This window comes from Prevotella sp. TF12-30 (assembly GCF_003436715.1).
Taxonomy (GTDB): domain Bacteria; phylum Bacteroidota; class Bacteroidia; order Bacteroidales; family Bacteroidaceae; genus Prevotella; species Prevotella copri_A.
This window is the reverse complement of the sequence record NZ_QSQJ01000011.1, coordinates 1-24075: the sequence shown is the minus strand read 5'-3', so window position 1 is coordinate 24075 and position 24075 is coordinate 1. Positions and strand designations below refer to the sequence as shown.

Below are 24075 nucleotides of genomic sequence, written 5' to 3'. Positions count from 1 at the left end.
TGGGGGACAGGCGATGGAATCGTCTGGAACGGGGGGCGAGTTTGCTGATAGCGTGCTTGCGCTGGCGGGCTATTGATTCAGGAGGGCTTCGGCAATCTTGATGTCGAAGGGGGTGGTAATCTTGATGTTCTCACGATTGCCATCTACCATTGCCACCTGGCAGCCGAGGCTCTCTACTACCGATGCATCATCGGTGAACTGCTCCTTGTACTCCTGGTTGAATGCCTGCTTGGCTAGACCGATGTCGAAGGCCTGGGGAGTCTGAACCACACGGTAGTCGCTGCGGAGTACATTCTTTCCGCCTCCGTGCTGGTCGATGTAGCGCAGGGTATCGGTAACGGCATATACCGGGATGGCTGCATACTCCTCGCGTGCCGTTTCGTAGCATTCATCGATTACCTCTGTTGATACGAAAGGGCGCACGCCATCGTGGAAACCTACCACGCCGTCTTCGGTATCAGGAACCAGCGCCAGTCCGTTCTTGGATGACTGGAAGCGGGTATCGCCGCCATTGGCAATCTGATGCTTGATGCTGAAATGATGCTCCTGGCAGAGCTGGTGCCAGTATTCCTGCTGGCTTTCCGGGAGCACCAGGATGATGTTCAACTCTGGGCTGTACTCGTGGAAGCGCTCGATGGTGCGCATCAGGATAGGCTTGCCTGCTACTGGCAGAAACTGCTTGGGAATCTCGCTTCCCATGCGGAGGCCCTTGCCTCCGGCTACTATGATTACATAATCCATATTTCTTTTTTTTGTTCTTTTACTTGCTTTCCATCAGGTGGGTGTACATCATGCCCTTCTGCAATTCGCCAGTGATGCCATCGCCTGCGAAGTAGCTCAATATCTTGTAGGCGTATGGGAGGGTAGCTGCAGGACCTTCGCCTGTTATCACGTTGCCATCCTCCTGGAAGAGGGTAGCGGTATATTCGGTACTGTCGCTGAAATACTGCTCGAATCCAGGATAGCAGGTTGACTTCTTGCCATCCAGGATACCTGTGCTTGCCAGAACCATAGGGGCAGCGCAGATGGCACCGATTCGCTTGCCTGCCTTGTGCTGGGCGATGAGAGCCTGGCGTACACCCTCGTGCTCATTGAGATGACTGCTGCCAGGCATTCCGCCAGGCAGGAGGAGCATATCGGCATCCTCGAAACTCTGGATGTCCTCAAACTTGAGGTCAGCCTTGATGGTGATGCCGTGGGAAGTCTCTACCCATTCTGTTCCGGTGATGCTTACAGTTTTGATATCCACGCCACCTCTGCGCAGGATGTCAACAGGAGCCAATCCTTCGATTTCCTCGAAGCCGTTGGCAAGAAATTCATATACCTTAGCCATAATTTTATCTTTTTTATTGCGTAATTCAATAATTAATGCTATTTTTGCAACTGCAAATGTAAGAATAATAATTGAAATAACAAAATAATGGCACAACAACATTTGAAATTTGCTATATTTGGCAATGAATATCAGGCCAAGAAGAGTGCTTCCATCATGCGAATCCTCTCTTATCTGGAGAAAAGAGAGGCTGAAGTGTATATCGAAAGTCTCTTCTACGACTTTCTTACCAAGGTGGAGCACCTTGAAGTGCAGGCAGCAGGTGTATTCGAGGATTACAATTTTGATGTAGATTATGTTATTTCGATGGGTGGTGACGGTACCTTCCTCAAGGCGGCGAGCCGTGTGGGAGCCAAGGGAACGCCTATCCTCGGCGTGAATATGGGCCGATTGGGATTCCTTGCTGATGTGCTGCCTGGCGAGATAGATTCAGCGCTGGATAGTCTCTATGCTGGTGAATGCAGGATAGAGGAACATGCCATCATCGAGGTGAAGGCAGAGGGCGGCATTCTGGCGGGCTATCCTTTTGCCCTGAATGACATCGCCGTGCTGAAACGTGATGATGCTTCGATGATATCCATCCGTACGCAGGTGGATGGCGAGTTTCTGGTTACCTATCAGGCGGATGGTCTTATCGTGACCACGCCTACGGGTTCTACGGCTTATAATCTCTCTAATGGCGGACCTATCATCATTCCGCAGAGTGGCAGTCTCTGTCTTACTCCTGTGGCACCTCATAGCTTGAATATCCGCCCTATCGTAATCAATGATACGGCAGAGATCGTGCTGGATGTGGAGAGCCGAAGCCATAATTATCTCGTGGCGATTGATGGCAGAAGCGAACGCATGACCGAGCAGACCCGCCTGATTATCCGCAAGGCGCCTCACTCTATCAAGATTGTGAAGCAGCGCAACCAGCGATATTTCTCTACGCTGAGAGAAAAGCTGATGTGGGGAGCAGATCAGAGGCAGAGATAGTAATATAAAAAGAATAACGCCTGGTGTAGCTTTTTCAGAATTGCTACGCCAGGCGTTTCTTTTTGATGTTTACCCTGAAAACTAAACCTATGTTTTTAAATAATCTAAACCTTGTTATCAACAATCTTAAACCTTATTCAAACCAAAACTGTACCCTACAATCTTTAAACCTTATTCAAACTAGAACCTATATCTTTCATCAACAATCTTAAACCTTTTATAAAATAAATCTAAACCTTTTTGAAACCTATATCTTATATTTTACAAAGTCTTGAACGACTTTATCTGATAACGATCTTCTTGCCCTGATGAATATAGATGCCAGTTTGCTGTGGCTTCTGATTCATCTTCATTCCATCCAGGGTGTACCAGGCATTGTTGGTACTTGTTGCCTTGTCGATGACTGGTGCATCGGTGATGCCTGTTGTTGGCATATCGGCAGTTACATCCTTGATCTTATAGTGACCTTCATTATTCTTCTCATTCAGAACCTCCAGGTAGGTATCCTTGTTGATATCCGTAAAATCTACGGTCTGTGGAGTTCCGGTACCTGTACTGAATACGAATGAAACCTTATAGTCCTTGCTCTTGATCTTGTAAGTCTGATAATACCATTTCTTTCCTTCGATCTCCTTGCATTGGGTAACCTTATCGCCAGGCCATTTTTTTGTGGTAGTCAGATTCTCATCTGGTTTCTCGCACCAAGCCCAGAAGTTGAAACCATCTTTCCATCCTACCTGGTCTGCGTTGGCATATACGGTGATATCGTATGGGTCGAAAGCAGCAGGTTTTTCTACCTTATAGTTACGGGTAAGAATACCGCTGACTGCACCATTCATCAGCAAGCCCACCTTCAGGGTTGTCTCGCCGAAAGGAATCTCCAGCTCCTCACCGCTCTTTGCCTTCTTGCTGCTGGCTGTTGGTTCGGTGCCATCAGTTGTATAAACCAACTGTGCATCGTCTGCGTTGCTTACTGCCACGAGCTTTGCCTTCTGTGCACCCTCGTATTCGCCTGATGCCAGATTTACCCAAGCCACGTTTGCCTTCTTGGACATGAAATAGCGATAGTGATAGCCGTTGAGAATTTCAGCGTATGCGTTAGACACTTCAAACTTGTTGGCGTTAGGACCCACGATGGCAAGGAGCGAAGTCTTTGTGCCGGTGGTCAAGATACCATTAAATCCATCGCCCTTGTAGGCATTGAAGGTGGTATTGCTGGTGTTGGTGATGCCAGCCATCTGACGTGCATTGATCATCGCCTTGATATCCTGCTTGCAGTCAATCCAGTGCTTGTAGAATACGCATGGGGTACCGCAAGATGCCAGGATGTATGCATTGGCTGCCAGGGTATCCTTGCGGATAGGGTCCTGCTGTTCGCTGGCTGAGCGGTATTCTGTATCGTGATTCTCTACGAAGGTAATGGCATACTGCTTGTAAGCTGGGTCGTTGGCCAGACCATCTGTCTTTACGTTTGACCATTTGCCATTGATGGCATCGCGCACCACGTAGCGGATAGGGAAGTCGAAGGCAGCACTGGTAATCTCTTTGTTCACCTTGGTGCTTTCGAGCCAGTTCTTCACCTTGCTGACATCACCATCCCAATATTCTCCTACGGAATAGGAAGGCTTGGTAGCGGTATTGTAGATGCCTGTAAATTTTCCGCTGTATCCCTTTACCATATCATAGCGGAATCCGGCATAGCCGAAGTCGTTGAGGAGCATATCGAGATAAGCCTTTACGATGGTCTGCACATTCTCGCTGCTGTGGTCGAGGTCGCGCATTCCGTCCCAGTCGTCGCCCGTGTCATTATTGCTGCTGAGCTTTACGCCTTGCTTGTCTGCCTCTTTCTTGGTCTTACCGCCATCATCGTTGGCGCAGATATCGGTAGATTTCATCTCGTAGGTTACTCCTTTGTATGTTTCTACTGGGAAATCAAACCAGGTTGATACGTTCTTGCGATGGTTGATTACCACGTCGGCGATGGTACCGATGCCGTTATTCTTGAAAGTCTTGATGAGAGAGCGGAGTTCGCTTTCACTTCCGAAAGAACTTTCGTAGTTGGAAAACCAGTAGAGGTCATCGTAACCCATTGACTTGTGTCCGCAGTAGGCGCTCTGTGGAATCCATACGAGGTTGAAGTACTGTCCCAGTTCCGGAGCCTGTGCTTCTAGCTTGGTCCATTTGGATTCGCTGAAGGAATCCCAGTAGAATCCCTGCAGCATCACGCCGCTATAGTTGGCAGGCCAACCCTGTGCGAACATATTGATGGTTGCCAGTAGGGCAACGAGTGTTAAGTAGATTTTCTTCATATTTATTCAGTTAGAGTTGTTGCTTTGATAACTGTTGCAAAGTTACGATGAAAATCGGTGAGTTGTTTCTCCAACTGGTGTAAATTGAGCAAAAGAAATGCGCAAACGTTTGCATCTGTGACGATTTTTCTTTAGCTTTCCTTTGCTGAGATTTTCGTATTTTTATCTGATTCTTATTTGTTTGTGAATATTGAAAATATGAGGTGCGATGTGAATGTATTGAAAATCAGATGGTTATGTTTTTGCTCTTCAAGGGCGTTTTTCGAGATTTCTATAGTTGTACGACTATAACCCCTATAGTTGTACGACTATAGCTCTATGGTTGTACAACTATAGCCTATATAGTCGTACAACTGTAACTTTATAGTCGTACAACTATAGGTGTTTTTGTTGTACAACAGCAGTTTTTTATTTATGAAATAGGGGAGTGATGTATGTTGAAGTCATTTTTTCGCTTCTAGATTACCCACTGATCAATAGACAAAATATGGATATTAATACTTACATCAACTGAAAGATGATTTCTATCCTTTCTTCCAGAGTTCGCTGGTGTTGTCATTGCCTTGCATCGAAGAACCGGTTTATCGTAAGTTTGCCAATCGTCTGTTGTCATCTCAGCATAGGGTGATAGACGAATCCGTCTTTTCTTATATCTATCAGCAGTCGGGCAGTGTAACCTGGTATGTGCAGGCGATATTGCATGGCATTTACGAGCATGGTTCTTACGGGATAACGAAGTCGTTGGTGGATGAGGTGATTCAGGAGTTGATAGAGGAGCAGGCGATGGCTTATCAGAACTATTGTGCCTGGCTTACGGAGAACCAGCAGATGCTGTTGTTGGCGATAGCTAGTGAGAGTCTGGTATCTTCGCCATTGAGCCAGCAGTTTATCAGCACCCACCATCTGCCAGCCACAAGCAGCGTGAAGACGGCATTGAAGGCATTGGTGGATAAGCAGCTGGTAAGCAAGACCCCAAACGGCTATTTGGTAAGTGACCGCTTCTTTGCAAAGTGGCTGGTGAGAGGGGGAATCACATTATAGTCCTTCCATCATTCTGCCGGCATATATTATGCTATGTAAATAATATTCTGGAAAAAGACAATCAAGGAGAAACTCCCGGAAAATGGGAAAAGAAGAGATTGAAAATTTTCCCTTAAGGATATTTATTTTTTTCCTTAAGGGAAAATGTTTTTTTCCTTAAGGGAAATAAAATCTTCCCTTAAGAGATATTTTTCACCAGACTTCACTTGTAAAGCTCTTTTATTTCGTAGTAAGCCTTGTTGTAAGGTTCGCCATAGTATTTCTGTAAATCAGAAATAACCATATCAAATGCTAGTGCGTACATACTGCCTCCTTTGCTGGCTCAAATAAGTCTTTATATCCAAAGAATATGTTTCCATCTGCGGTTTTTGCGGAGATGACAATTCCTACGAAAGGATTGTTCTCAACTTCAATCACTTCGCCCTGTGTCCAGTCTTTGGCATGTGTCAAGTCTGGAGATATTAATACTTTGTCGCCTGTTCTCATAATCATAAAAATATAAATGTTGTACTTATTCGGTGCAAAGATACGACTTTTCCTCGTAACTTCCAAGGCTTTTGAGGAAATGTTGTGGGTTAGTGCAAAAAGAAAATATGCGGCTCTCGGAAGATCCTTGATAGAAGCACCTATATGATAAACGTCATCATCTATGCAAAGAAAGCGGTCATGTGATAAACGGAATGTTTCAACAGCTATTTTCGAACGAAGGACACTACTAAGCATTGCCACGCCTTGTTCTGTAAAGGCATAAGTTGAGTATCGGTTACCACCTCTGCCGTTTGAGGTCACAATTTGTGACCTCAAACATTCTTCTTTACTCAATTCAAAACGAAAATCGTTGGGAAATCGCTCTATGTTACGCTTAACGGTTTGATTAAGGACTTTTGCGACCTGTACGGTTGAAATGGCTATCCGACCATCTTGAATTTCACCTCTCCCGTTGCCATCCGATTTTCTAACTCACCATTGATCTTTGCAGCAGTAATGATTGCCAAAGCACTACTTTCAGCTTTTGACCCTTTTAAGCACATGCTTAAGAACTCGTTGCATTTATTCTATTTTTTCCTCATTTTCTGAATATCCTCCAGTGGAAGCTCGGTGACAGTTGATACTTGCTCATCTGAAAGGCCCATTGATAGAAGGCGGTGAGCTGTGGCTATCTTTTCTTTCGCCATTCCTTTCGCCATTCCTTTCGCCATTCCTTTCGCCATTCCTATTTCCATACCTTTCGCCATTCCTTTTTCCATACCTCTCTTCTCATCAAACTTTCTGATGGCATATATATCACGCATATTTTTGATGTCCTCGTCATAAAGCTCAAGTTCCTCTCGGGAAAGCTTGCGGAGGTCGCCTATCTCTGCCAACTTGCGGAAGACTGGATACTTCTCGCTGAATGGCATCTGTTCAAACATGTTCATATTCTTCACTATATAAATCCAACAATCAAATATATCCATACACTCTGCCTCCGTATGCTTGTCGAACAATGGCAGTTGGAGGTAAACAATACGCATCCTGTCGGACACTCGCTGGCGTGTCTGTAAATCGGTAAGCACCAAGTCGGTACGAAACTCCTTTAGCATTGGACTATCCGACACGAAATCCATGAAACATACCGTATAGACAGGAGCCAAGTGATAGTCCCAGATTCCACGAACGCCCTGCTGCACAATGGCACGTGCCGTGTAATACAATGCCCTGTCGGCAAAGTATTCCTGTTCTTTCTTCTGCATCTCGACGATGACATGCTTGCCCTCGTTTGTGACGCAATAGACATCGAAGACCACACCACGGTCATCGGGGCGCAAGCCAAGTTTTTCGGTCTTGGCAAACGTCACGTCCTTGATTACCAGCTCGTCTTCAAACAGTCCGTTGAGGAATGTTATCAGGCATTCTTTAGTGTCCTCGCTTCCAAAGATTCGCTTGAAAGCCCAATCGACACGTGGGTCTATAAATCTTGCCATCTTCTTATGTTTTATAAGGTCGTGGACGCAATATTGCTATTTGGTGGCAAAGATACGATTTTTCCTCGTAACTTCCAAGGTTTTTGGGAAAAATGTAGGTATGATGATAAAGAAAAAAAAGCGGCTCCCGATATGTTCGAGAATCGCCTAGTAATTTAGGCGTACCTGCATAGTTCCGTGGATGAGGTTATCCAAAGATGCAGCATAGTCTATACGTAAAGAATTTTACATCAAGTACTCCATGCAGTTGTGCCCTAAAGTTTTTGAAAAAACTCTTCACTCTTCACCGGAAGAGCATAAATATCTGTAGCTTAGAAACTTGCACGGGTGAAGAGTTGTGAAGAGTGGACTACCACTCTTCACCTCTCGCAACCCCAGTGTTTATCGGGGGTTCAGCCGATTTGGTGAAGAGTGAAGAGTAAAAAAGTGAGTTGTTGTTTATACCAGCTCCCGACGTGTCGTTTTGTGCCTGGCAATGGCAGTTTATTGCCTTGGTAAGGGGCAATGTTATGCCATAGTGAGGCAATAAGCGATACAAGCCGCTTTACGCATCGTCAGTACTATCATGGCGACCTCTCTGTAACGTCTTTGCGCCTTGTAAGTACTATCACTATTGCTTGTATGTACTATCGTTGCGATGAGTTGTTGGAAAGGATGAGGATAAAGCTATTTGGGGCACAACAGTATGGTGTCATAGATGTCAAGTTCTTCCTATTTAGATTCATTAACATAAAGCTCTAAAGCTGCCAAAGGAGAATAAGAGAGGTTGGAACGTAAACAGTTGGGAATGAGTAGATTTGCACAAAGTTGCCAAATCGGCATAAGGCAAGCGAGTGAGGAATATTGAAGTAGTTCAGTTACCAAATCGTGCACCCATTGGAAGTGAAAGCGTCTTGTTTTCCATCTCCTTATTTGGATACAAGACCACGTATGCACTATCTTGAATAGCATCTTTCGGTGTCGCCTTTAATATCTCATGGAGATAGAAACTTGAAAACTCCTCGTATTCCATCCGGAACAAGTTGGGGGACATTCCTGAGCGTAGCTTCCTTGGTAAGTTTGGGTTGGGCTCTATATTTGTAGTTATTGTTCAGTTGAAATCTTGCGGAAACGTTCTTGAAGTTCCGCCATTCTTTTCATGAGGGCAGAGAAGTCCAAAGATTCACCATAGATGAAGCTACCTCTCATCTCATTGTAGTCTGCCTCATAACTTGGCAAGAGCGCATCGCTTGGAACAATCTGGATGCTTTGTGGCAGTTCTTTGTCATAATCCACATACCCTACATGATAGAATTTGCGTCTGTGGTTGACGATGTCTTCGTATAATGCCACATCGTTGAGAGCCACTTCTGCGTATGGAGTCTGCATCAGTTTTTCCAAATCGTAGAAATGACGTGTCATCCGATGGGTACGTGGATCGGCCTTCTGATATTCCTCGCAGAGAAGAAATGCCTTTTCGAGGAAAGTGCGAGCAGGCGTAACCGTGCGAATGGTTTGAACCAAATCAGAGTCCACATCCTCGCCATCGAATGCTTGTTCTACCAATGACGATATGCGTCTCATTTCAAAAGGCTCAGCCATAGACAAGACACTAATCTCAATTTTTACCGTTGGAGTGGCGTATGCAGCGTTGCTTTGGTAGAGCGAAGGATATTTGACGAAAATCACAGATGGGTCTTTGTCGTGAGGCACTTTGAGCGGCTCTCCATTCTCACCCAATACGTCATTGTCTCCAATAACCGTTACGGGAAGTCCCAATCTTTTCAACTCTTCCTTTAACTCAGACTTGAAGTCGCCAAGAATATAATCCTGTGCCTTTTCTCGCAAATGGTGGATTTGTGTATTCGAAGTACAGTTGGCACAGGCAAGGCTCTTGACATTCAAGAAGAAATCTCTTGAAAGTGCGAGGTCAATGTCCTCACTGAAACGATTGATGATATTCCATCCCTTGCTAAGGCTTGTGCCACCTTTGAACAAGAGATACTTGCCTATGCTGGTATGGAATATGGCATAGAGTACAGCCGTTACCCACCAGTCCTTTTCGGCAGATGCCTCGTCTATCTGCTTTTCCTCGCTGACAGCCTGTATCATTGCCTTGCGCTCATCTATTGTAAAATCTATCCATTTGCTCATAATGCCTTGCTTTTTATGTTTCTTCTGATAATATTTCTCATCCATACGGGAGCCAACAGCAGGTCGTGCTCTATAGTCTCCTCTTCAGGATTTTCCGCCAACAGCTTGGAAATTTGCTTCTCATCGTCAGCCGTTATGTTGTTTTCGCCAATACAGCGAAGTGCCTGTACAAGATCACGCATCAAGACACCTTTAAAAGCAAAGTTTCTTGGAGCGCCATGTTTCAATACTACCATGCGTTTTCCCATGGAGAGTTTTCTGCTGGAGCCTGTCGTGAGGAAACTCGTTGTCATAGGCACTTGTGTAGAGAAGCCCAACAGGTTGGCTGCTGTCACTCCAGTAGGAATAATCACAGCCTTGTCTCTCTTGGCTATTTCTGATGCTAATTCAGAAGCAGAAGGGTACAGTATGCCAAAGCGAGTCTTGCGTGCCTTGACATACACACCTTTTGATATTCGGGAGATAATCCCCTCTTTCTCGAATATCGCCAGTAGCTTGGTGACGTATTCCACATCATACTGCGGAAAGGATGACACGAAGAACACCTCCCCGAACTTACAATGTGCGATTTTGCTCTTAATCTTGTTTACTACAGCTTCTTGCATAGCTTTACTATTTGATTTTTGGTCGGAATCATTGCAAATATTTCCGACTGCAAAGGTAAGGTTTTTATACCGTAAAGCCATACTTGTACTCTATTTTTTATAGATTATTATACAAATATTTGCTCAGATTTTTATATAAAGCATGAATATTAACCTAAAAAGTTCTAATTTCCATAGTTTTCTTCTTGCAAGCTATGCGAAATTTGGAAAAATGTCGTATCTTTGCACGCCAAATAAAGGCGTTCTTTGCATTTGTAAAATACAGAAACGAGCAGAAGTCCGCTCGTTTCCATATCGTTATCTATATAGAATAGGTAATTTTACAACTTCTTGATATTCAAGAGAAGTCCTATTTAGAGCGAGTTTGACTTACTAACATCTATGCCTAAACACTGGTTTATGCAAGTGCCCCTGGTTTTTGGGAAAAATATAGGGATGATGATAAAGAAAAATAGGCGGCTCTCGATATGTTCGAGAACCGCCTAGTAATCTCTTCTTATTCCTTCATTTTCTGAATATCCTCCAGTGGAAGCTCGGTGACAGTTGATACTTGCTCATCTGAAAGGCCCATTGATAGAAGGCGGTGAGCTGTGGCTATCTTTTCTTTCGCCATTCCTTTCGCCATACCTATTTCCATGTATCGAGTCACAGTAAATTCTTTTATTTATTGAATATCAGCGAGTTGAGTATTTTAAAGAATGTGACTGCTAACGATTTAGAAACGAGCTATATTCTTTTTCTTTCACAACTTTGCAATATACAAAGAACGCTTTGATTTCGAGTGCAAAGTTAAATCTAATTTCTGAAAAACAACATTTTATGCTGTGATTTTACAAAATATTAAGATTAGTCTTTGCAAAGGTAAAAGAGTAGTTACCAACAGTAATTTTCATGTAATGTATTTATAACCATAGAACAACCAAAACTAATCAGAAATATCCGAGTGTAAATCTTTAATTACCAGCATATTCTAAAATTTAACACTTTTCGGTTGCCATTTGTCGCTTCCCAAATTTCCACATATTTTTGAGACGTATTTCTGACGTGGAGAATTTGCGGGGCTTGTTTTTTGTCACACCGTGCAGACAGTTGACAAGGGTTTACAACCGTTTACGACAAGCGACAATAACCGCCCCGATATGCGGAAACAGTCACACTGTGTAGAAAAGCGACAATGGTTGACTTCCGTTCACATCCGTTTACCATTTCAGAGATATAGGATTGAAGAAATGAACCATTAAACGATAAAACGGTATGAAAGCAACCAGAAAATGCAGTTTTTGCGGCAAGTCCTTTGTAACCCGAAGCGGTATGCAAAGATATTGCAGTGAGGCTTGTCAGGCAGAAGCCAAACGAGCCAGAGTGATGCAGAAGAACAACCTCTTCAAAGTCGCCCAACCCTTGATGGAGATACAGCATCAGGAGTATCTCACCTTTTCCAAAGCAGCCATCCTCATGGGCTGTTCCCGACAGTACATTTACAAACTTGTAGCCATCGGCAAGCTGAAAGCCTCACGCATCAGCAACCGCATGGCATTCATCCGCAGAGCCGACATCGAGCAGATGTTGGAGGGCAATCCCTATCACCGCATCCTGCCCGGCAACACCTCCACACCAAGGAAATCATCTTCATCTTCCTTACCTGCCAAAAGAGAAAAAAGGGAAAAGGAAAGCGAAGAAGTGTTGGACTTCTATTCGGGCGAGGAGGTGATGTCCCTTTTTAAGGTAAAGCAGTCATGGCTTTACACTTCCGCCAAGCGTAACCATATCCCCATCTGCCGTATCGCAGGAAAGAACTATTACAGCAAGAAGCATATTGACGAGTTTTTCGGTGTGGCAGTTGATATTAGCGAAATTACCGACTGGCTACTGACCGAGGAGGTGGAGGAACTGTTCGGCATGAAGCCGACCGCACTCCGTGCCTACACCTATCGCCATAAGATACCCACTAAAAGAGAGTACGGGCGTACCTATTACTCCAAATCACATTTGAACGAACTCCGCAGAACTGACCTTGTGAACGATGAACGCTACTATACCGTTGAGCAGGTGCAGCAAATCTATGGTCTTTCGTCAGCCAACATCTGCCATATCGTCAAGGTGAAGCACATCGAAAAGATAAAGGTGGGTGTGAAAAACCTGCTTTTGCGCTCAGATGTGGAGCGTGTCATGGCTGAAAGGAACAAATAACCGTGAAAAATCGGGATTATCGAAAATTATTTCAAAATGATGTATCGTGGAGGTATTCACGGATATTTCACGTTGTTCCTTTGCCATCGGAAACATGGATACAACTCCAAAATGTATACAACCAATTAAAACATAATTATTATGAGTAAATGCAAAACAGTTACCTTGCGTAAGCGCAAGATTAAGAACGGGACACAGTATTCACTATGCCTTGACTACTATCCCGGCTACCGTGACAATGTCACCATGAGAGTGATTACACGTGAAGCCTTAGGAATTTACATCTTCGCCAAACCTGCAAACCAGCAGGAACGGGACTTCAACGCACGCATGATGAAGAAAGCGGTCATCCTGCGCAACCAGCGCTACGAAGCCATTTTCAATGAAAACAACGGCTTTTTTGACAAGACCAAGATGAAGGGCGATTTCCTTGCCTATTTCAAAGGACTGGCTGACCGCAAGAATATCAAGTGGCAGCACGTATACAAGCATTTCCAGCGGTTCGTGAACGGCAAATGCACCTTTGAGGAGGTGGATGTGGATTTGTGCCGCAAGTTCATGGAATACCTGCTTGATGCACCCCAATCCATCCACACCAACCAAAAGCTGCACATCAACTCCGCAGCAGGCTATTGGTCAACTTTCCGTGCCGTGCTGCACACCGCTTACCGTGACAGGAAGATAAAGGAGAACCCAAACGGCTTCTTAGACCGCATCGAGTGCATTCCCACCATCAGGGAGCATTTGAGCCAAGAGGAACTGATACGGCTTGCCGAAACACCCTGTGAGGAGGAGGTCTTGAAAAAAGCTTTTCTTTTCGCCTGTCTTACGGGACTGAGAAAGAGCGACATCAGACAGCTCACGTGGCAGCAGATACAACCATACACCAACGGCAGGATGTTCGTTACCACCCGTATGCAGAAAACCAAAGAAATAGTGCATAACCCCATCAGTGATGAAGCCTATGGACTGCTGGGAGAACGGGGCGAGGGACTTATCTTTGAGGATTTCAAGGACAAGATGCTGCAAGGACCACTCCAACGGTGGCTCACGGCAGCAGGGATAACCAAGAAAATCACCTTTCACTGTACCCGCCACAGCTTCGGAAGCCTGCACGTGGAAATGGGAACGGACATGGCTGTCATCCAAGCCTATCTCGGACATAAGAACATTACCACCACACAAATCTATTCCAAGATAGCAGCGCAGCAGATGTGTCAGGTGGTGGACAAGATAACCTTGAAGCGCAAGGAGGCATAAATGTCTCACATTGACAGGTATTCAGAGGGGCGGTTATGGCTACAAGGCTATAATCGCCCCTCTATGTTTTTGGCTTGATGCCACCATTTATAAGCCCCTCAGAGTATGAAACAGAGTATGATATGATGACATTTCGTGAAATACATTGAAAAAGACCGTTCTAACCGCAAATAACGGGCAGTAATTGGGAAAAATAGCATTAACTTTGCACAAAATAATACAGGAACATTCAATCTCTCAACGAAATATGGAATCATCAATCAAGGACAAATACATCATCTTGGGCTTTGTCGGCTTCGCCATCGTCCTAATATCTTCCATTGCCACGCTGGTAATAGCGGACAGCTTCAACCAAGACAACTTTGTCAGGTGGATAGTATTCGTATGCTGTAACCTGTTGGGATGGTTGCTCTATCTCTCCTTTCAGACACTTATCTTTGATACATACGAAATCTACAAAATCAAGTTCGGCAAGAAAGAAACGATTGCCGAAGCCATAGAGGTGCAGGAAGAACTGTCACAAAATACACTTGAAGAAGCCACATCTGTGCCTGGACCTACATCAGTCCCTGAGCCTGTACCCGAATCATCCCCGACAAAAGAAGAGACACTTATCCAAACACAACCGATAGAGCTTACTATCGCCCCGGATCTTCACGAAAAGAACCGTGCCAATTACGCAAGCAGAGAGCAACGGGAAAAGGAAGAGCGCATCCGCATGGTCATGGAGTATTGCCATTATTACCTGCCTCGCATTGCCGACCAAGAAACCGTGAACCACATCTGTACTGAGGTGGACAAATGGATGAATCTTAACACTTATACCCCGAAGCCCATACAAAGACCGTTTACCAAAGACATCAACAACATTCCACTCCGTCACTTCGTATGGAATATCTCTGAGCGTTTCCTGTACAAGAGATACTACAATGGGGATAACCGTGCCAAGTTCATCAAAGCCCTTTTCCCGAAATCGTTTGCTGATACAGACTTATCAACCATCAAGAATTTCAAGGTAGAGCCGTTAAAGACGGAAATTCCCATTGATGAACCCGAAAACGGCAAACTTGATTTCCACTATCCCGAGGATTATGTGCGGAATTAGGATAATCACGACACCAACGACAACCATCCGGTAACTCATAACCGCCTGTTTTACATCGTTTCCCGAGTAATTTTACCCGTCATTTATGGCTGGGCTTAATTATTCGGGAATTATTTTGCAATGACGTGTCGTGGAGATATTCACGGATATATCATTTCAGTCCTTTGCGCCAAGTCTTACAAAAGAGACGAGTACGCGAATGGAAAAATCAATTCTTACCTTCAACGACCTCCCCGAGGTTGTCGCTCAGCTTCGAGACGAAGTGATGAGCCTGAAAAGCCTGCTCGCCGAGCAGCGCAGTGTGAACAATGCCAAAACGGTGGACACCCACGTGCCCATGTCTGTGGACGAGGCAGCAGAGTATTTAGGTATCCCTAAGGGTACGCTCTACATGAAACTGTCAGAAGGGACAATCCCTGCCACCAAGCCCGGCAAACGCTATTGCCTTTACCGTGACGAACTGGACAAGTGGCTGGAAACCGCCCGAAAGAATCCCATACCGTTGTCAGACGAGGAACTGAACAAGTCCTTATCCTCTTCCCACCGTCGCAAGCCCAACCCACGTAACTGGTGAATGATATGGAAGAGGATAAGAACTATATCAACCTGATACGTGGCGACCTCACAAAAGCATCCCAAGCGCATAACGGTATGCCCGACAGTGTAGGCATGATGAATATCAAGACGGCAAACCAAACCATTCTTGAAGCATCGTTATTGCCTACGCCCCGTGCGCTGTGGGACAGCTTTTGGTACGAGGGGGAACTCTCCTGCTTGTTTGCCGATTCCAACGTGGGCAAGTCCATCCTTGCCGTGCAGATAGCCGACCGCATCGCCCGAACCGACAATGTGCTGTATCTGGACTTTGAACTGTCCGAAAAGCAGTTCCAGCTCCGCTATACCAACGAGCATGGAGAGCTCTACACCTTTCCCGACAAACTCTATCGGGTGTCTATTGACTGCAACCAGCTTTTGGATGCCAACTTTGAGGAAGCTATCATAGGCGGCATTGAACAGATGGCTGTGCAGACCGACTGCAAGATTTTCATCATTGACAATCTTACCTACCTGTGTTGCGCCATGGAGAAAGGCGATGCCGCAGGACGGCTGATGATTCAGCTGAACAATCTCAAAAAGAGATATGCGCTCTCTATCCTTGTCCTAGCACATACGCCCAAACGCTCTTTGGATTGTCCCATCACATCCAACGACCTTGCCGGAAGCAAACGGCTCTACAATTTCTTTGACAGCGTGTTCACCATTGGAAAAAGTGCCCAAGACGGAGGGCTTCGCTATGTGAAGCAGCTTAAAGTGCGCTATGGCACGTTCTCTCATGATGCGGATAATGTAATCGTTTACGAGATTGACAAGGTGGATGCTTTCTTGCAGTTCGTGTTCAGGGGCTATTCCACGGAAAAGGAACACTTGAAAAAATTGGGCGACAATGAATCAAGCCAAAGGGATTGCCAAATTCTGCAACTCTCCCAATCGGGCAAGTCCGTCAGGGAGATAGCCTCACAGGTGAATTGTGGCAAGTCCACCGTAAACCGTATCATCCAGCGCAGCAAAGAGAGTAAAAACGCAGGTGTCCCAAGTGTCCCACTGTCCCAACCCTTAGAGTGTGGGACAATGGGACAGGATGGGACAGCCGACAATCAACCATCAAAAACGGACTAAGCTATGGGCAATTATTCATTACAGAAGTATAAAGGAACGGCAACACGGCATACCTGCCCCAAATGCGGAGACAGGCATTCTTTCGTCTATTACGTGGACGAAAATAATGTGCCGTTGCATCCATCGGTCGGCAGATGTAACCACGAAAGCGGTTGTGGGTATCACTACACTCCGAAAGAGTATTTTCAAGAGCATCCTGAACACAGAACTACCAATGATTTCTCTTTTGACAGGCAAAGAGCAGAGCAGAAGAAAGTGAAGCAGCAAAGTAAGCCGACAGCCATCGGCTATATTCCCCCTCACTATGTGGAGAAGTCGCAAAGCGAGCGTAGCAATTTCTTCCGTTTCCTCTTCACACTCCTTACTTCCTACTATGGCGACAAGGCGAAAGAGGTGTTGAAGCGGTTGTTGGAGGAATACCGTTTGGGGGCTACCCGTGACGGCTCTGTTATCTTTTGGCAGATAGACAGGACGGGCAAGGTACGCACGGGAAAGGTGATGCAGTACAATCCCGAAGACGGACACCGTATCAAGGGAGGACAGACATCGGCAGTGAACTGGATACACAGCATATTGAAAAAGCAGCGTGTGTTGGCAGAGGATTGGCAACTATCCCAATGCCTTTTCGGGGAACACTTGTTGAAAACGCATCCCGACAAGGTGGTGGTCTTGGTGGAATCCGAGAAGAGTGCCGTTATCGGTTCTGCTATCTTCCCCGATTATGTATGGCTGGCTACGGGTGGTAAGAGTCAGATGAGAGAAGAGAAACTCCGTGTACTGTCAGGGCGAACCGTGCTTCTCTTTCCCGATGCCGATGCTTATGCCGAGTGGAAACAGCGAGCCGAGAGCATGTACTTTTGTAAGGTGGTGGTTTCGGACATCATCGAAAGGAATGCCACCCCGAAACAAAAAGAAGCCCATATCGACATAGCCGATTGGATTATCTTTCAGATACGGGAGGGCAAGGTGATGAGTACAGCCAACCACTTGGTCGAGGCTGAGAGAATCCTCCAGCGGATGATAGAGAAGAATCCCGTCCTGCAAAAACTGATAGACGATTTAGACCTTGTGCTGGTCGGTGCATCTCCAATCGGCAACGATGATGAAAAACCTCCCTGACGGAGGAGAGCGGAAGCCGTAGGCTGGAGTTTGCAGACAATGGCTTGCCATTGATATAGCCCACTATAACTACACGCTCCGCTTACGTAGTTGTGGGCTCTCCCGAGGGGATTAGGGTTTTACCCTAATGACCCACTCAGGGCGTTTCTCCCCTGAGAACCCAGAGCAAAGAGTGACCCTCTCTTTGCAATCTCCGCTTATGGGTTGCACCCCTAAGAACCCCATGCGTTTACGGACAGCGGAAAAGCAAACAATAAAGTACAAACCAAAAAACAAGTATCTATGGCAACAAAATCAAGCATACATATCAAGCCCTGCAACATCGCATCGAGCGAGGCTCACAACAGGAGGACTGCCGAATACATGCGCCACATCGGAGAGTCCAGAATCTATGTCGTTCCTGAACTATCCACCGATAACGAACAGTGGATAAATCCCGACTTCGGCAGTCCGGATTTGCGGATGCATTATGACAATATCAGACAGATGGTAAAGGAAAAGACCGGACGTGCCATGCAGGAAAAGGAGCGTGAACGCAAAGGCAAGAACGGTAAAATAGTCAAGATTGCGGGATGCTCCCCCATACGTGAAGGAGTGCTGCTTGTCAGGTCGGACACCACACTGGCAGACGTGCGTAAATTCGGTGAGGAGTGTCAAAGACGCTGGGGAATCACACCGCTGCAAATCTTCCTGCACAAGGATGAAGGGCATTGGCTGAACGGTCAGCCGGAAGCGGAAGACAGGGAAAGCTTCAAAGTCGGGGACAGATGGTTCAAGCCGAACTATCATGCCCATATCGTTTTCGACTGGATGAACCACGAAACAGGAAAGAGCCGAAAGCTCAATGACGATGACATGATGCAGATGCAGACCCTTGCATCCGACATCCTGCTGATGGAACGCGGGCAGTCAAAGGCTGTCACTGGTAAGGAGCATCTGGAACGGAACGACTTTATCATTGAGAAGCAGAAAGCTGAACTGCAACGCATGGATGCAGCCAAACGGCACAAAGAAGAACAGATAAATCTTGCCGAGCAGGAACTGAAACAGGTGAAATCAGAAATACGCACTGACAAGTTAAAGAAGACAGCCACCACGGCAGCGACAGCCATAACTAGTGGAGTTGCTTCTCTTTTCGGGAGTGGAAAACTGAAAGAACTGGAACGTGCCAACGAAAAACTGCAAGACGAGGTTTCAAAACGGAACACCAATATTGAAAAATTGCAGAGCCAAGTACAGCAGATGCAGAAACAGCATGATACGCAAATCCACAATCTCAGAGAAATGCACAGGCAGGAACTTGACATGAAAGAAAAAGAACTGTCACGGCTCGCCAGAATCATAGACAAGGCTTTCAGGTGGTTTCCGATGTTCAGGGAAATGCTGCGCATGGAAAAGTTTTGTGCCATGCTGGGATTCTCTAAAGAAATGACTGAAAGTCTTATAGTCAAAAAAGAAGCCCTGAAATGTAGCGGTAAAATCTATTCCGAGCAACACAGGCGGAACTTTGATATAAAGGATGATATTTTAAGGGTGGAAAATGACCCTGACGATGAAAGCAGGCTGAACCTGACAATAAACAGGAAGCCGATTGCCGACTGGTTCAGGGAGCAATGGCACAGGCTTAGATATGGAGCAAGAGTGCCGCAACAGGAAGAAAGAAAAAGTAGAGGATTCAAATTATAATAGAAGCAATTTGATTAGTAATCTAAAAGCACTCCGATAACGATTAGAGTGCTTTTAGATTGTTTATCATTAATTATCAAAGCAAGTGCAGTTTAAGATTTTACTGAAGTTTGCATTAATAAAGAATATACTACAGCTGATATATGCGCAACATATTGTGACGCTTGTGATTCATTTCCCTTGAAATCCTTAACAAATACCGCTAAGGTATAACTGATATTATTAGGCAGACATATATAGGCAACATCATTGTGAGCTGCAAGAACACCATTTTCATTAACATCACCTGAACCTGTCTTATGCGCTATAACAACCCCTTCTTTATCAAGAAGTGGAGCTGCTATCCTATCTACACCTGTTTTGCATTCTTTTAACGTATTCTTAATGAAACTTTGTTTCTCATCATCGATAAGACCTTCAGTAAACAAACGATTCATCAACATTGCAGCACCAAGAGGAGATGTATAGTTAGAGTAAGCCTTGTTATGGTCAGCCGACATTTCCTCTTCCGTATAAGCTATCTGAAAACTTGAACGAGGAATGAGTGTGGCTATAAAACTATCTGTTTGAGCGACATTAACCATATCCTTAAACATAAGGTTGCTTGCATTGTTGTCACTCTGAGTAAGAGTATAACGCAGCAAATCTCTCACTGTCAATGATATGACTGGCCCTGAATAATCTTTCAGCATAGGACTCCAAGTCTTTGGGTCAAGTTTATCCCTATTTATATTTACTAAGGTATCAAGTGAAATTCCTTTATTGTCAAAGTCATTACAAAGAGCTAATGCCTGATGAACCTTAAACACACTCATCATAGGATAAACACTCTTATTATTGACCTTAACCGTATCTCTGTTATTAACAATAACCGCCACACCAATTTCGCCAGGACAAGCTGAGACAATTTGAGAAATGCTATCAGTCAAAACATTTGTTAAAGGAGGATTTGCGCTATCTTTTGTCGCTGATTTATGGAACAATGAAAATACCAAGATGAAAATGCAAACTAAAGCTATACTCAAAACTACGATTTGTTTTTTTCTGTTTTTTTCCATGTTTATATTATTTATGGTGAGTTCTATCAATTCAATTTATCCTCTTGTATCAGACAGCAGAACTCTTTAACTGCCCAATTTGTGAGTTTTAGTCTTGCAAATTTAGCGAATATTTTCTACCCCCCCCCCGATTTTTACAATAATTAACTTGTGTTTGTTGTAAAAATTGGATGTGCAGGCATAATTCACCCCAACAACTCAGGTTTCAGCCTGATTATTTGCGTGTAACGACTGATGTTATACACAAGACTGGTGAATGCTACATTGGCTTTAGCACGAATAAGCCCTACTGTACGCACCACAAGTCCACGCATGGTTTGTTCCTCAAACCCGAATACATGCTCGACAAGGCAACGTGTCTTGGATTTTTTCCTATTGTCTGATTTCTGCTCCTTGGTAAGCGGACGGTTACGGTAGCCCTTTTCGCAAATTATCGGATTCATCTTATGCTGTTTTACAATCTCCTCTTGTCCGACATAACCGGCGTCCAAATACAAGTCCTTGCCTTCGTCTTTTTCATCCAGCAGTCCTTCAAAGCCTTTGGAATCATGCACTTCTGCCGACGTGGTATCATAAGAAAGTATGATCTTATTGCGTTTCTCAACTTTAGTATGCTGCTTGTAGCCGTAAAAAGTCTCATCACGCTTCTTTGTCCAGCGGGCATCTACATCCTTGTGGCACTTCTTGTGGGGATTGTCATTCCACAACTTATCACCCGCTCCCTGTTTTATCTGCTCATTTTCATCACGGGTGTTACGTTGGCGAGGGGCAATAACAAAACTGGCATCAATGATGCGACCCTCATTGAATTGCAGACCCTTACTTTCCATGAAACTATGAAATTCCGAAAAAAGCTTGTCATAAACGCCTGTATTTGTCAGGAGTTCGCGATACTTCCACACCGTCTTCTCGTCAGGAACATCGTCAACACATTCAATACCAAGAAACTTGCGGAAACTCGTACGGTCAACTATCTGATACTCTATCTGATGGTCACTCAAACCATAATAACGCTGAAGAAACAAGACCTTGAACATCAGCACACAGTCTATCGGCGGACGACCGGCATTACTTTTGCGCTCTCCGGTAAAAAGGGCTGATTCAAGAGTAGGACGAAAGATCTCAAAATCAACATACTGAGACAACACTTCAAGAGGATTGCCCATTTCATTCAAACGCAATTCACGATTCTCTGACTCAAATAGTTGATTATAACGAAGCTTACGGTATCGGGATAACTTGTTCATTATAAAATTCTTATTTTCTGCAAATTTACGCTCTTGGAACCATATAAACAACTGTACTACAATATTTTAATTTATAGAACTCCTCTTATATTTGTTTGACGAGAATATCTTTATTTGCCGACAAAGGTACATAACTTTACGGAAAAATATGTTTCTAAAATATATAAATAGACAGCTGTGGGGAAAATGTGGGGAAAAATTAGATAATTAAAAAGGCTAAATGACTGGAAATAATCACTTAGCCTTTTAATCCGTACCCAGACCCGTACTTCGTAATTGCTGCGCCCATCATTCAAGACTGTCAAATCGGGTCTTTCCTGTCAAGCCAATGATGCCTATGCGTATGCCAAACACATGGATTACGGATTTCTCGTTCCGTGAACAAACACTTTATCCGCAACTCTGCTATGTGGTGTATTGGCTTAACTCCATTTCTATGGGCAACACTTTTGTTGCAGATTTCAAGCAGCTTTTATCGAAATACCCATCAGTAAGAACTCGTTTATTAGGCTTTCCTCATAATTGGGAACAAGAGCCTTTGTGGAGATAAAATAATTGCCCTGTTTCTTAAAAAGCACTGGGGCAAACCAGCTCCGTCTTTAATTGTTTCCAATAAATGGATTGTTTCAAGCCCCTATAGAAAGAGAACAAAAATTCCTGTGTGAAAATTAATCTACGACAAGGAGCAAGCAAGGAGCAATATCAAACAAAAATCAATACCTTTGCAGTACATATGAGATAGACCAAAACAAAAGTGGAATATCGGAAACGAATAGCAAGGAAAAGAGAAGAAACGACCCAAGTTGATGTCCTTTTTGAGTTAATAATCAATAAAAGCGTTAAATCTTCACCTTTTAGAATGTGCAATTAAAAATAACAACCATATTTCTGACTTATTATCTATAAAATATTGAGTAATAATCGGTTGTAAATACTTTATATGTCATTTTAAGAGTATGGCAAAAAGAACATATTCATAAACGCATATATGTATCTTCCCATATTGGGAAATCAATTGCTTAGTTCCATTTTTGCAGATTATATTTCTATTTTGTCTAAATTACGACGGAATACAGCAGATATTCAAGGGATTTGGATGGATTATCAAAATAAAACGTTATTTTTGTAGCATAAAAACGATAAAAAGATGAAGTTAAATCGCATAAGAGCAGTCTTAGAGGACAAAGGGATAAGCCAAACATGGCTTGCAAAGAAGTTGGGAAGAAGTTTCAGTACGGTCAATGCTTACGTATGCAACCGCTCTCAACCTAACCTTACCACACTTCTTGAAATTGCACAATTACTGTCTGTGGATATGAAAGAACTTATTACGAATGAAAAAGAACGTAATGTTTAAAGTGATTATGGGAAGAAGAAAAGCTATCATTTTGACAAGCATCACCATACTGTTTCTATGCAGTATGGGATGTCAATCAGCTACTTTTGGAAAAGGTATATGTTGTTATGTCGGAGATGTGAAACTTTCTGACACAACAATATCTGTAAAACTTACATTTGATAATGACACCACTGGCACATTGGAAATCTCCAAAAGTAACAAAGCACTTGGCAAAAATAAAATCGAAGAATTTTACTTTGCTTCATTAGAGGCTGATACGCTAACTGTGACTGGCGAAATCTTCTATGATATAAAATACTTGTTTAAAAGAGGGCGAGAAAAATGTTATATCTATCCACTAAACGCTTCTACTGATGGAGTCCTTTTCTGTGACAAAAGCATAAGAAGGATAGAATTGAAAGGCAAGAAAGAAACGAATACCGACAGCCTATTTCTCAGCCGAATCATAGATGGTGATTTCTTTGCCCAAGAACATTCCGAAGAGCAGGACTACATATTGGTGATAAGGCATTGCTTGTCGCATACCGATGAGACGTATGACGAGACCCTTTCTGAAGGATTAAGCCGAATGTTGCGGAAATATCCCCAAAAGATAGAAGGGCTTCGGAAAGCATTGAAACGATTGTCTCCACGGCAGAAAGAAAAGGCGAACTACGAAATGATGGTCTTAATCGTTTCGGCATGGATGATGGAGCAAGATTCTGACTCCATTGACCCGAAGGACTTTTATCATACATATCCCTTTTTCAAGAAATGTTCTATGATAGATAAAATTCTCATGGAACAATGCAATAATTTATAAATCCGCAAGGACAAATAAGGAAAGCTATGGGAAGAAAAATAGTTGTGGCTATGATAAACATAGCTGTCGGACTTTTTACTGCATATATGTTTATAGTATCTGATAGAGAAACTAAAATCTCTACAACACAAAGCAATATCGCTTGTGAGATAATAAATTTGGATTTGCGAAGTGGCTCAAGACATCACCCATCGGCAGACATTATTTA

The 24075-nt window shown here is 44.0% G+C and carries 22 protein-coding genes and 2 pseudogenes; 12 read left to right on the top strand and 12 right to left on the bottom strand.

The window, feature by feature from the left end; translation table 11 throughout:
* Positions 1-69: 69 nt before the first annotated feature.
* A complete protein-coding gene (locus tag DXD25_RS06070) occupies positions 70-741 on the bottom strand; it encodes a 2-C-methyl-D-erythritol 4-phosphate cytidylyltransferase (RefSeq protein WP_117662232.1) in 672 nt (223 codons plus the stop codon).
* 19 nt (positions 742-760) lie between these two features.
* Positions 761-1333, bottom strand: coding sequence for a DJ-1 family glyoxalase III (locus DXD25_RS06065; RefSeq protein WP_117662230.1), 573 nt, complete (start codon positions 1331-1333; stop codon positions 761-763).
* Positions 1334-1420: 87 nt separating this feature from the next.
* Between DXD25_RS06065 and DXD25_RS06060 the strand changes: the two genes are divergently transcribed.
* Positions 1421-2311: an NAD kinase gene (locus DXD25_RS06060; protein ID WP_089544384.1), complete on the top strand. Its 891-nt coding sequence runs from the start codon at positions 1421-1423 to the stop codon at positions 2309-2311.
* Positions 2312-2592: 281 nt separating this feature from the next.
* On the opposite strand, the gene DXD25_RS06055 is transcribed toward DXD25_RS06060, so the two are convergent.
* The gene (locus tag DXD25_RS06055; protein ID WP_117662228.1) at positions 2593-4620 is read right to left on the bottom strand and encodes an alpha-amylase family glycosyl hydrolase; all 2028 of its coding nucleotides are present in this window, start codon (positions 4618-4620) and stop codon (positions 2593-2595) included.
* Between the two features lie 549 nt (positions 4621-5169).
* Between DXD25_RS06055 and DXD25_RS06050 the strand changes: the two genes are divergently transcribed.
* On the top strand, positions 5170-5661 hold the full coding sequence (locus tag DXD25_RS06050; RefSeq protein ID WP_187360443.1) for a hypothetical protein: 492 nt from the start codon (positions 5170-5172) through the stop codon (positions 5659-5661).
* Between the two features lie 205 nt (positions 5662-5866).
* Here DXD25_RS06050 and DXD25_RS06045 read toward each other — a convergent pair.
* The 7 genes and pseudogenes from DXD25_RS06045 to DXD25_RS17435 all read right to left on the bottom strand — a co-directional run.
* A pseudogene (locus tag DXD25_RS06045) lies at positions 5867-5965 on the bottom strand (virulence protein); the annotation flags it as partial.
* A complete protein-coding gene (locus DXD25_RS06040; protein WP_117662311.1) occupies positions 5953-6147 on the bottom strand; it encodes a transcriptional regulator in 195 nt (64 codons plus the stop codon). The gene DXD25_RS06040 and the pseudogene DXD25_RS06045, both read right to left, overlap by 13 nt.
* Positions 6148-6345: 198 nt before the next feature.
* Positions 6346-6546, bottom strand: a pseudogene (locus DXD25_RS06035) (ORF6N domain-containing protein); the annotation flags it as partial.
* A gap of 170 nt (positions 6547-6716) precedes the next feature.
* Positions 6717-7625, bottom strand: coding sequence for an Rpn family recombination-promoting nuclease/putative transposase (locus tag DXD25_RS06030; protein ID WP_117662224.1), 909 nt, complete (start codon positions 7623-7625; stop codon positions 6717-6719).
* 1083 nt (positions 7626-8708) lie between these two features.
* Positions 8709-9758: a nucleotidyl transferase AbiEii/AbiGii toxin family protein gene (locus DXD25_RS06020; RefSeq protein ID WP_117662223.1), complete on the bottom strand. Its 1050-nt coding sequence runs from the start codon at positions 9756-9758 to the stop codon at positions 8709-8711.
* Positions 9755-10363 (bottom strand): DUF6088 family protein, encoded by a 609-nt coding sequence (locus DXD25_RS06015; protein WP_117662309.1) that lies wholly within the window; start codon positions 10361-10363, stop codon positions 9755-9757. The genes DXD25_RS06020 and DXD25_RS06015 overlap by 4 nt, the downstream gene beginning before the upstream one ends.
* Positions 10364-10859: 496 nt before the next feature.
* Positions 10860-10988: a hypothetical protein gene (locus tag DXD25_RS17435; protein ID WP_255415685.1), complete on the bottom strand. Its 129-nt coding sequence runs from the start codon at positions 10986-10988 to the stop codon at positions 10860-10862.
* Positions 10989-11617: 629 nt separating this feature from the next.
* Between DXD25_RS17435 and tnpA the strand changes: the two genes are divergently transcribed.
* The 7 genes from tnpA (at position 11618) to DXD25_RS05975 (ending at position 19400) form a co-directional block, all read left to right on the top strand.
* Positions 11618-12553, top strand: a complete 936-nt coding sequence (tnpA, locus tag DXD25_RS06005) for a transposon Tn4555 protein TnpA (RefSeq protein ID WP_004292844.1) — start codon at positions 11618-11620, stop codon at positions 12551-12553.
* Positions 12554-12694: 141 nt separating this feature from the next.
* Complete coding sequence (locus tag DXD25_RS06000) at positions 12695-13813, top strand: site-specific integrase (protein WP_004338318.1); 1119 nt, start codon at positions 12695-12697, stop codon at positions 13811-13813.
* 247 nt (positions 13814-14060) lie between these two features.
* A complete protein-coding gene (gene tnpC, locus DXD25_RS05995) occupies positions 14061-14918 on the top strand; it encodes a transposon Tn4555 protein TnpC (RefSeq protein ID WP_004339687.1) in 858 nt (285 codons plus the stop codon).
* A 199-nt stretch (positions 14919-15117) separates the two neighbouring features.
* Positions 15118-15492, top strand: a complete 375-nt coding sequence (locus DXD25_RS05990; protein WP_004338328.1) for an excisionase family DNA-binding protein — start codon at positions 15118-15120, stop codon at positions 15490-15492.
* Between the two features lie 5 nt (positions 15493-15497).
* Positions 15498-16595 (top strand): AAA family ATPase, encoded by a 1098-nt coding sequence (locus DXD25_RS05985; protein ID WP_004348225.1) that lies wholly within the window; start codon positions 15498-15500, stop codon positions 16593-16595.
* A 3-nt stretch (positions 16596-16598) separates the two neighbouring features.
* Positions 16599-17714, top strand: a complete 1116-nt coding sequence (locus DXD25_RS05980; RefSeq protein ID WP_004292742.1) for a DUF6371 domain-containing protein — start codon at positions 16599-16601, stop codon at positions 17712-17714.
* 282 nt (positions 17715-17996) lie between these two features.
* Entirely contained in the window at positions 17997-19400 is a 1404-nt protein-coding gene (locus DXD25_RS05975; RefSeq protein ID WP_004292734.1) for a hypothetical protein, read from the top strand.
* A gap of 92 nt (positions 19401-19492) precedes the next feature.
* On the opposite strand, the gene DXD25_RS05970 is transcribed toward DXD25_RS05975, so the two are convergent.
* Both DXD25_RS05970 and DXD25_RS05965 read right to left on the bottom strand, forming a co-directional pair.
* Positions 19493-20458 carry an extended-spectrum class A beta-lactamase CfxA3 gene (locus DXD25_RS05970; protein WP_004348227.1) on the bottom strand — a complete coding sequence of 322 codons (966 nt, stop codon included), beginning with the start codon at positions 20456-20458 and terminating at the stop codon, positions 19493-19495.
* Positions 20459-20643: 185 nt separating this feature from the next.
* Positions 20644-21705 carry an IS5-like element IS1169 family transposase gene (locus DXD25_RS05965; RefSeq protein WP_008777670.1) on the bottom strand — a complete coding sequence of 354 codons (1062 nt, stop codon included), beginning with the start codon at positions 21703-21705 and terminating at the stop codon, positions 20644-20646.
* A 1147-nt stretch (positions 21706-22852) separates the two neighbouring features.
* On the opposite strand from DXD25_RS05965, the gene DXD25_RS05955 reads away from it, so the two are divergent.
* The 3 genes from DXD25_RS05955 to DXD25_RS17135 form a co-directional block, all read left to right on the top strand.
* Positions 22853-23062 (top strand): helix-turn-helix domain-containing protein, encoded by a 210-nt coding sequence (locus DXD25_RS05955; protein ID WP_117662222.1) that lies wholly within the window; start codon positions 22853-22855, stop codon positions 23060-23062.
* Entirely contained in the window at positions 23040-23867 is an 828-nt protein-coding gene (locus tag DXD25_RS05950) for a hypothetical protein (RefSeq protein ID WP_134844615.1), read from the top strand. The genes DXD25_RS05955 and DXD25_RS05950 overlap by 23 nt, the downstream gene beginning before the upstream one ends.
* Positions 23868-23893: 26 nt before the next feature.
* On the top strand, positions 23894-24075 hold a 182-nt coding region (locus DXD25_RS17135), incomplete at its 3' end, for a hypothetical protein (protein ID WP_222847541.1).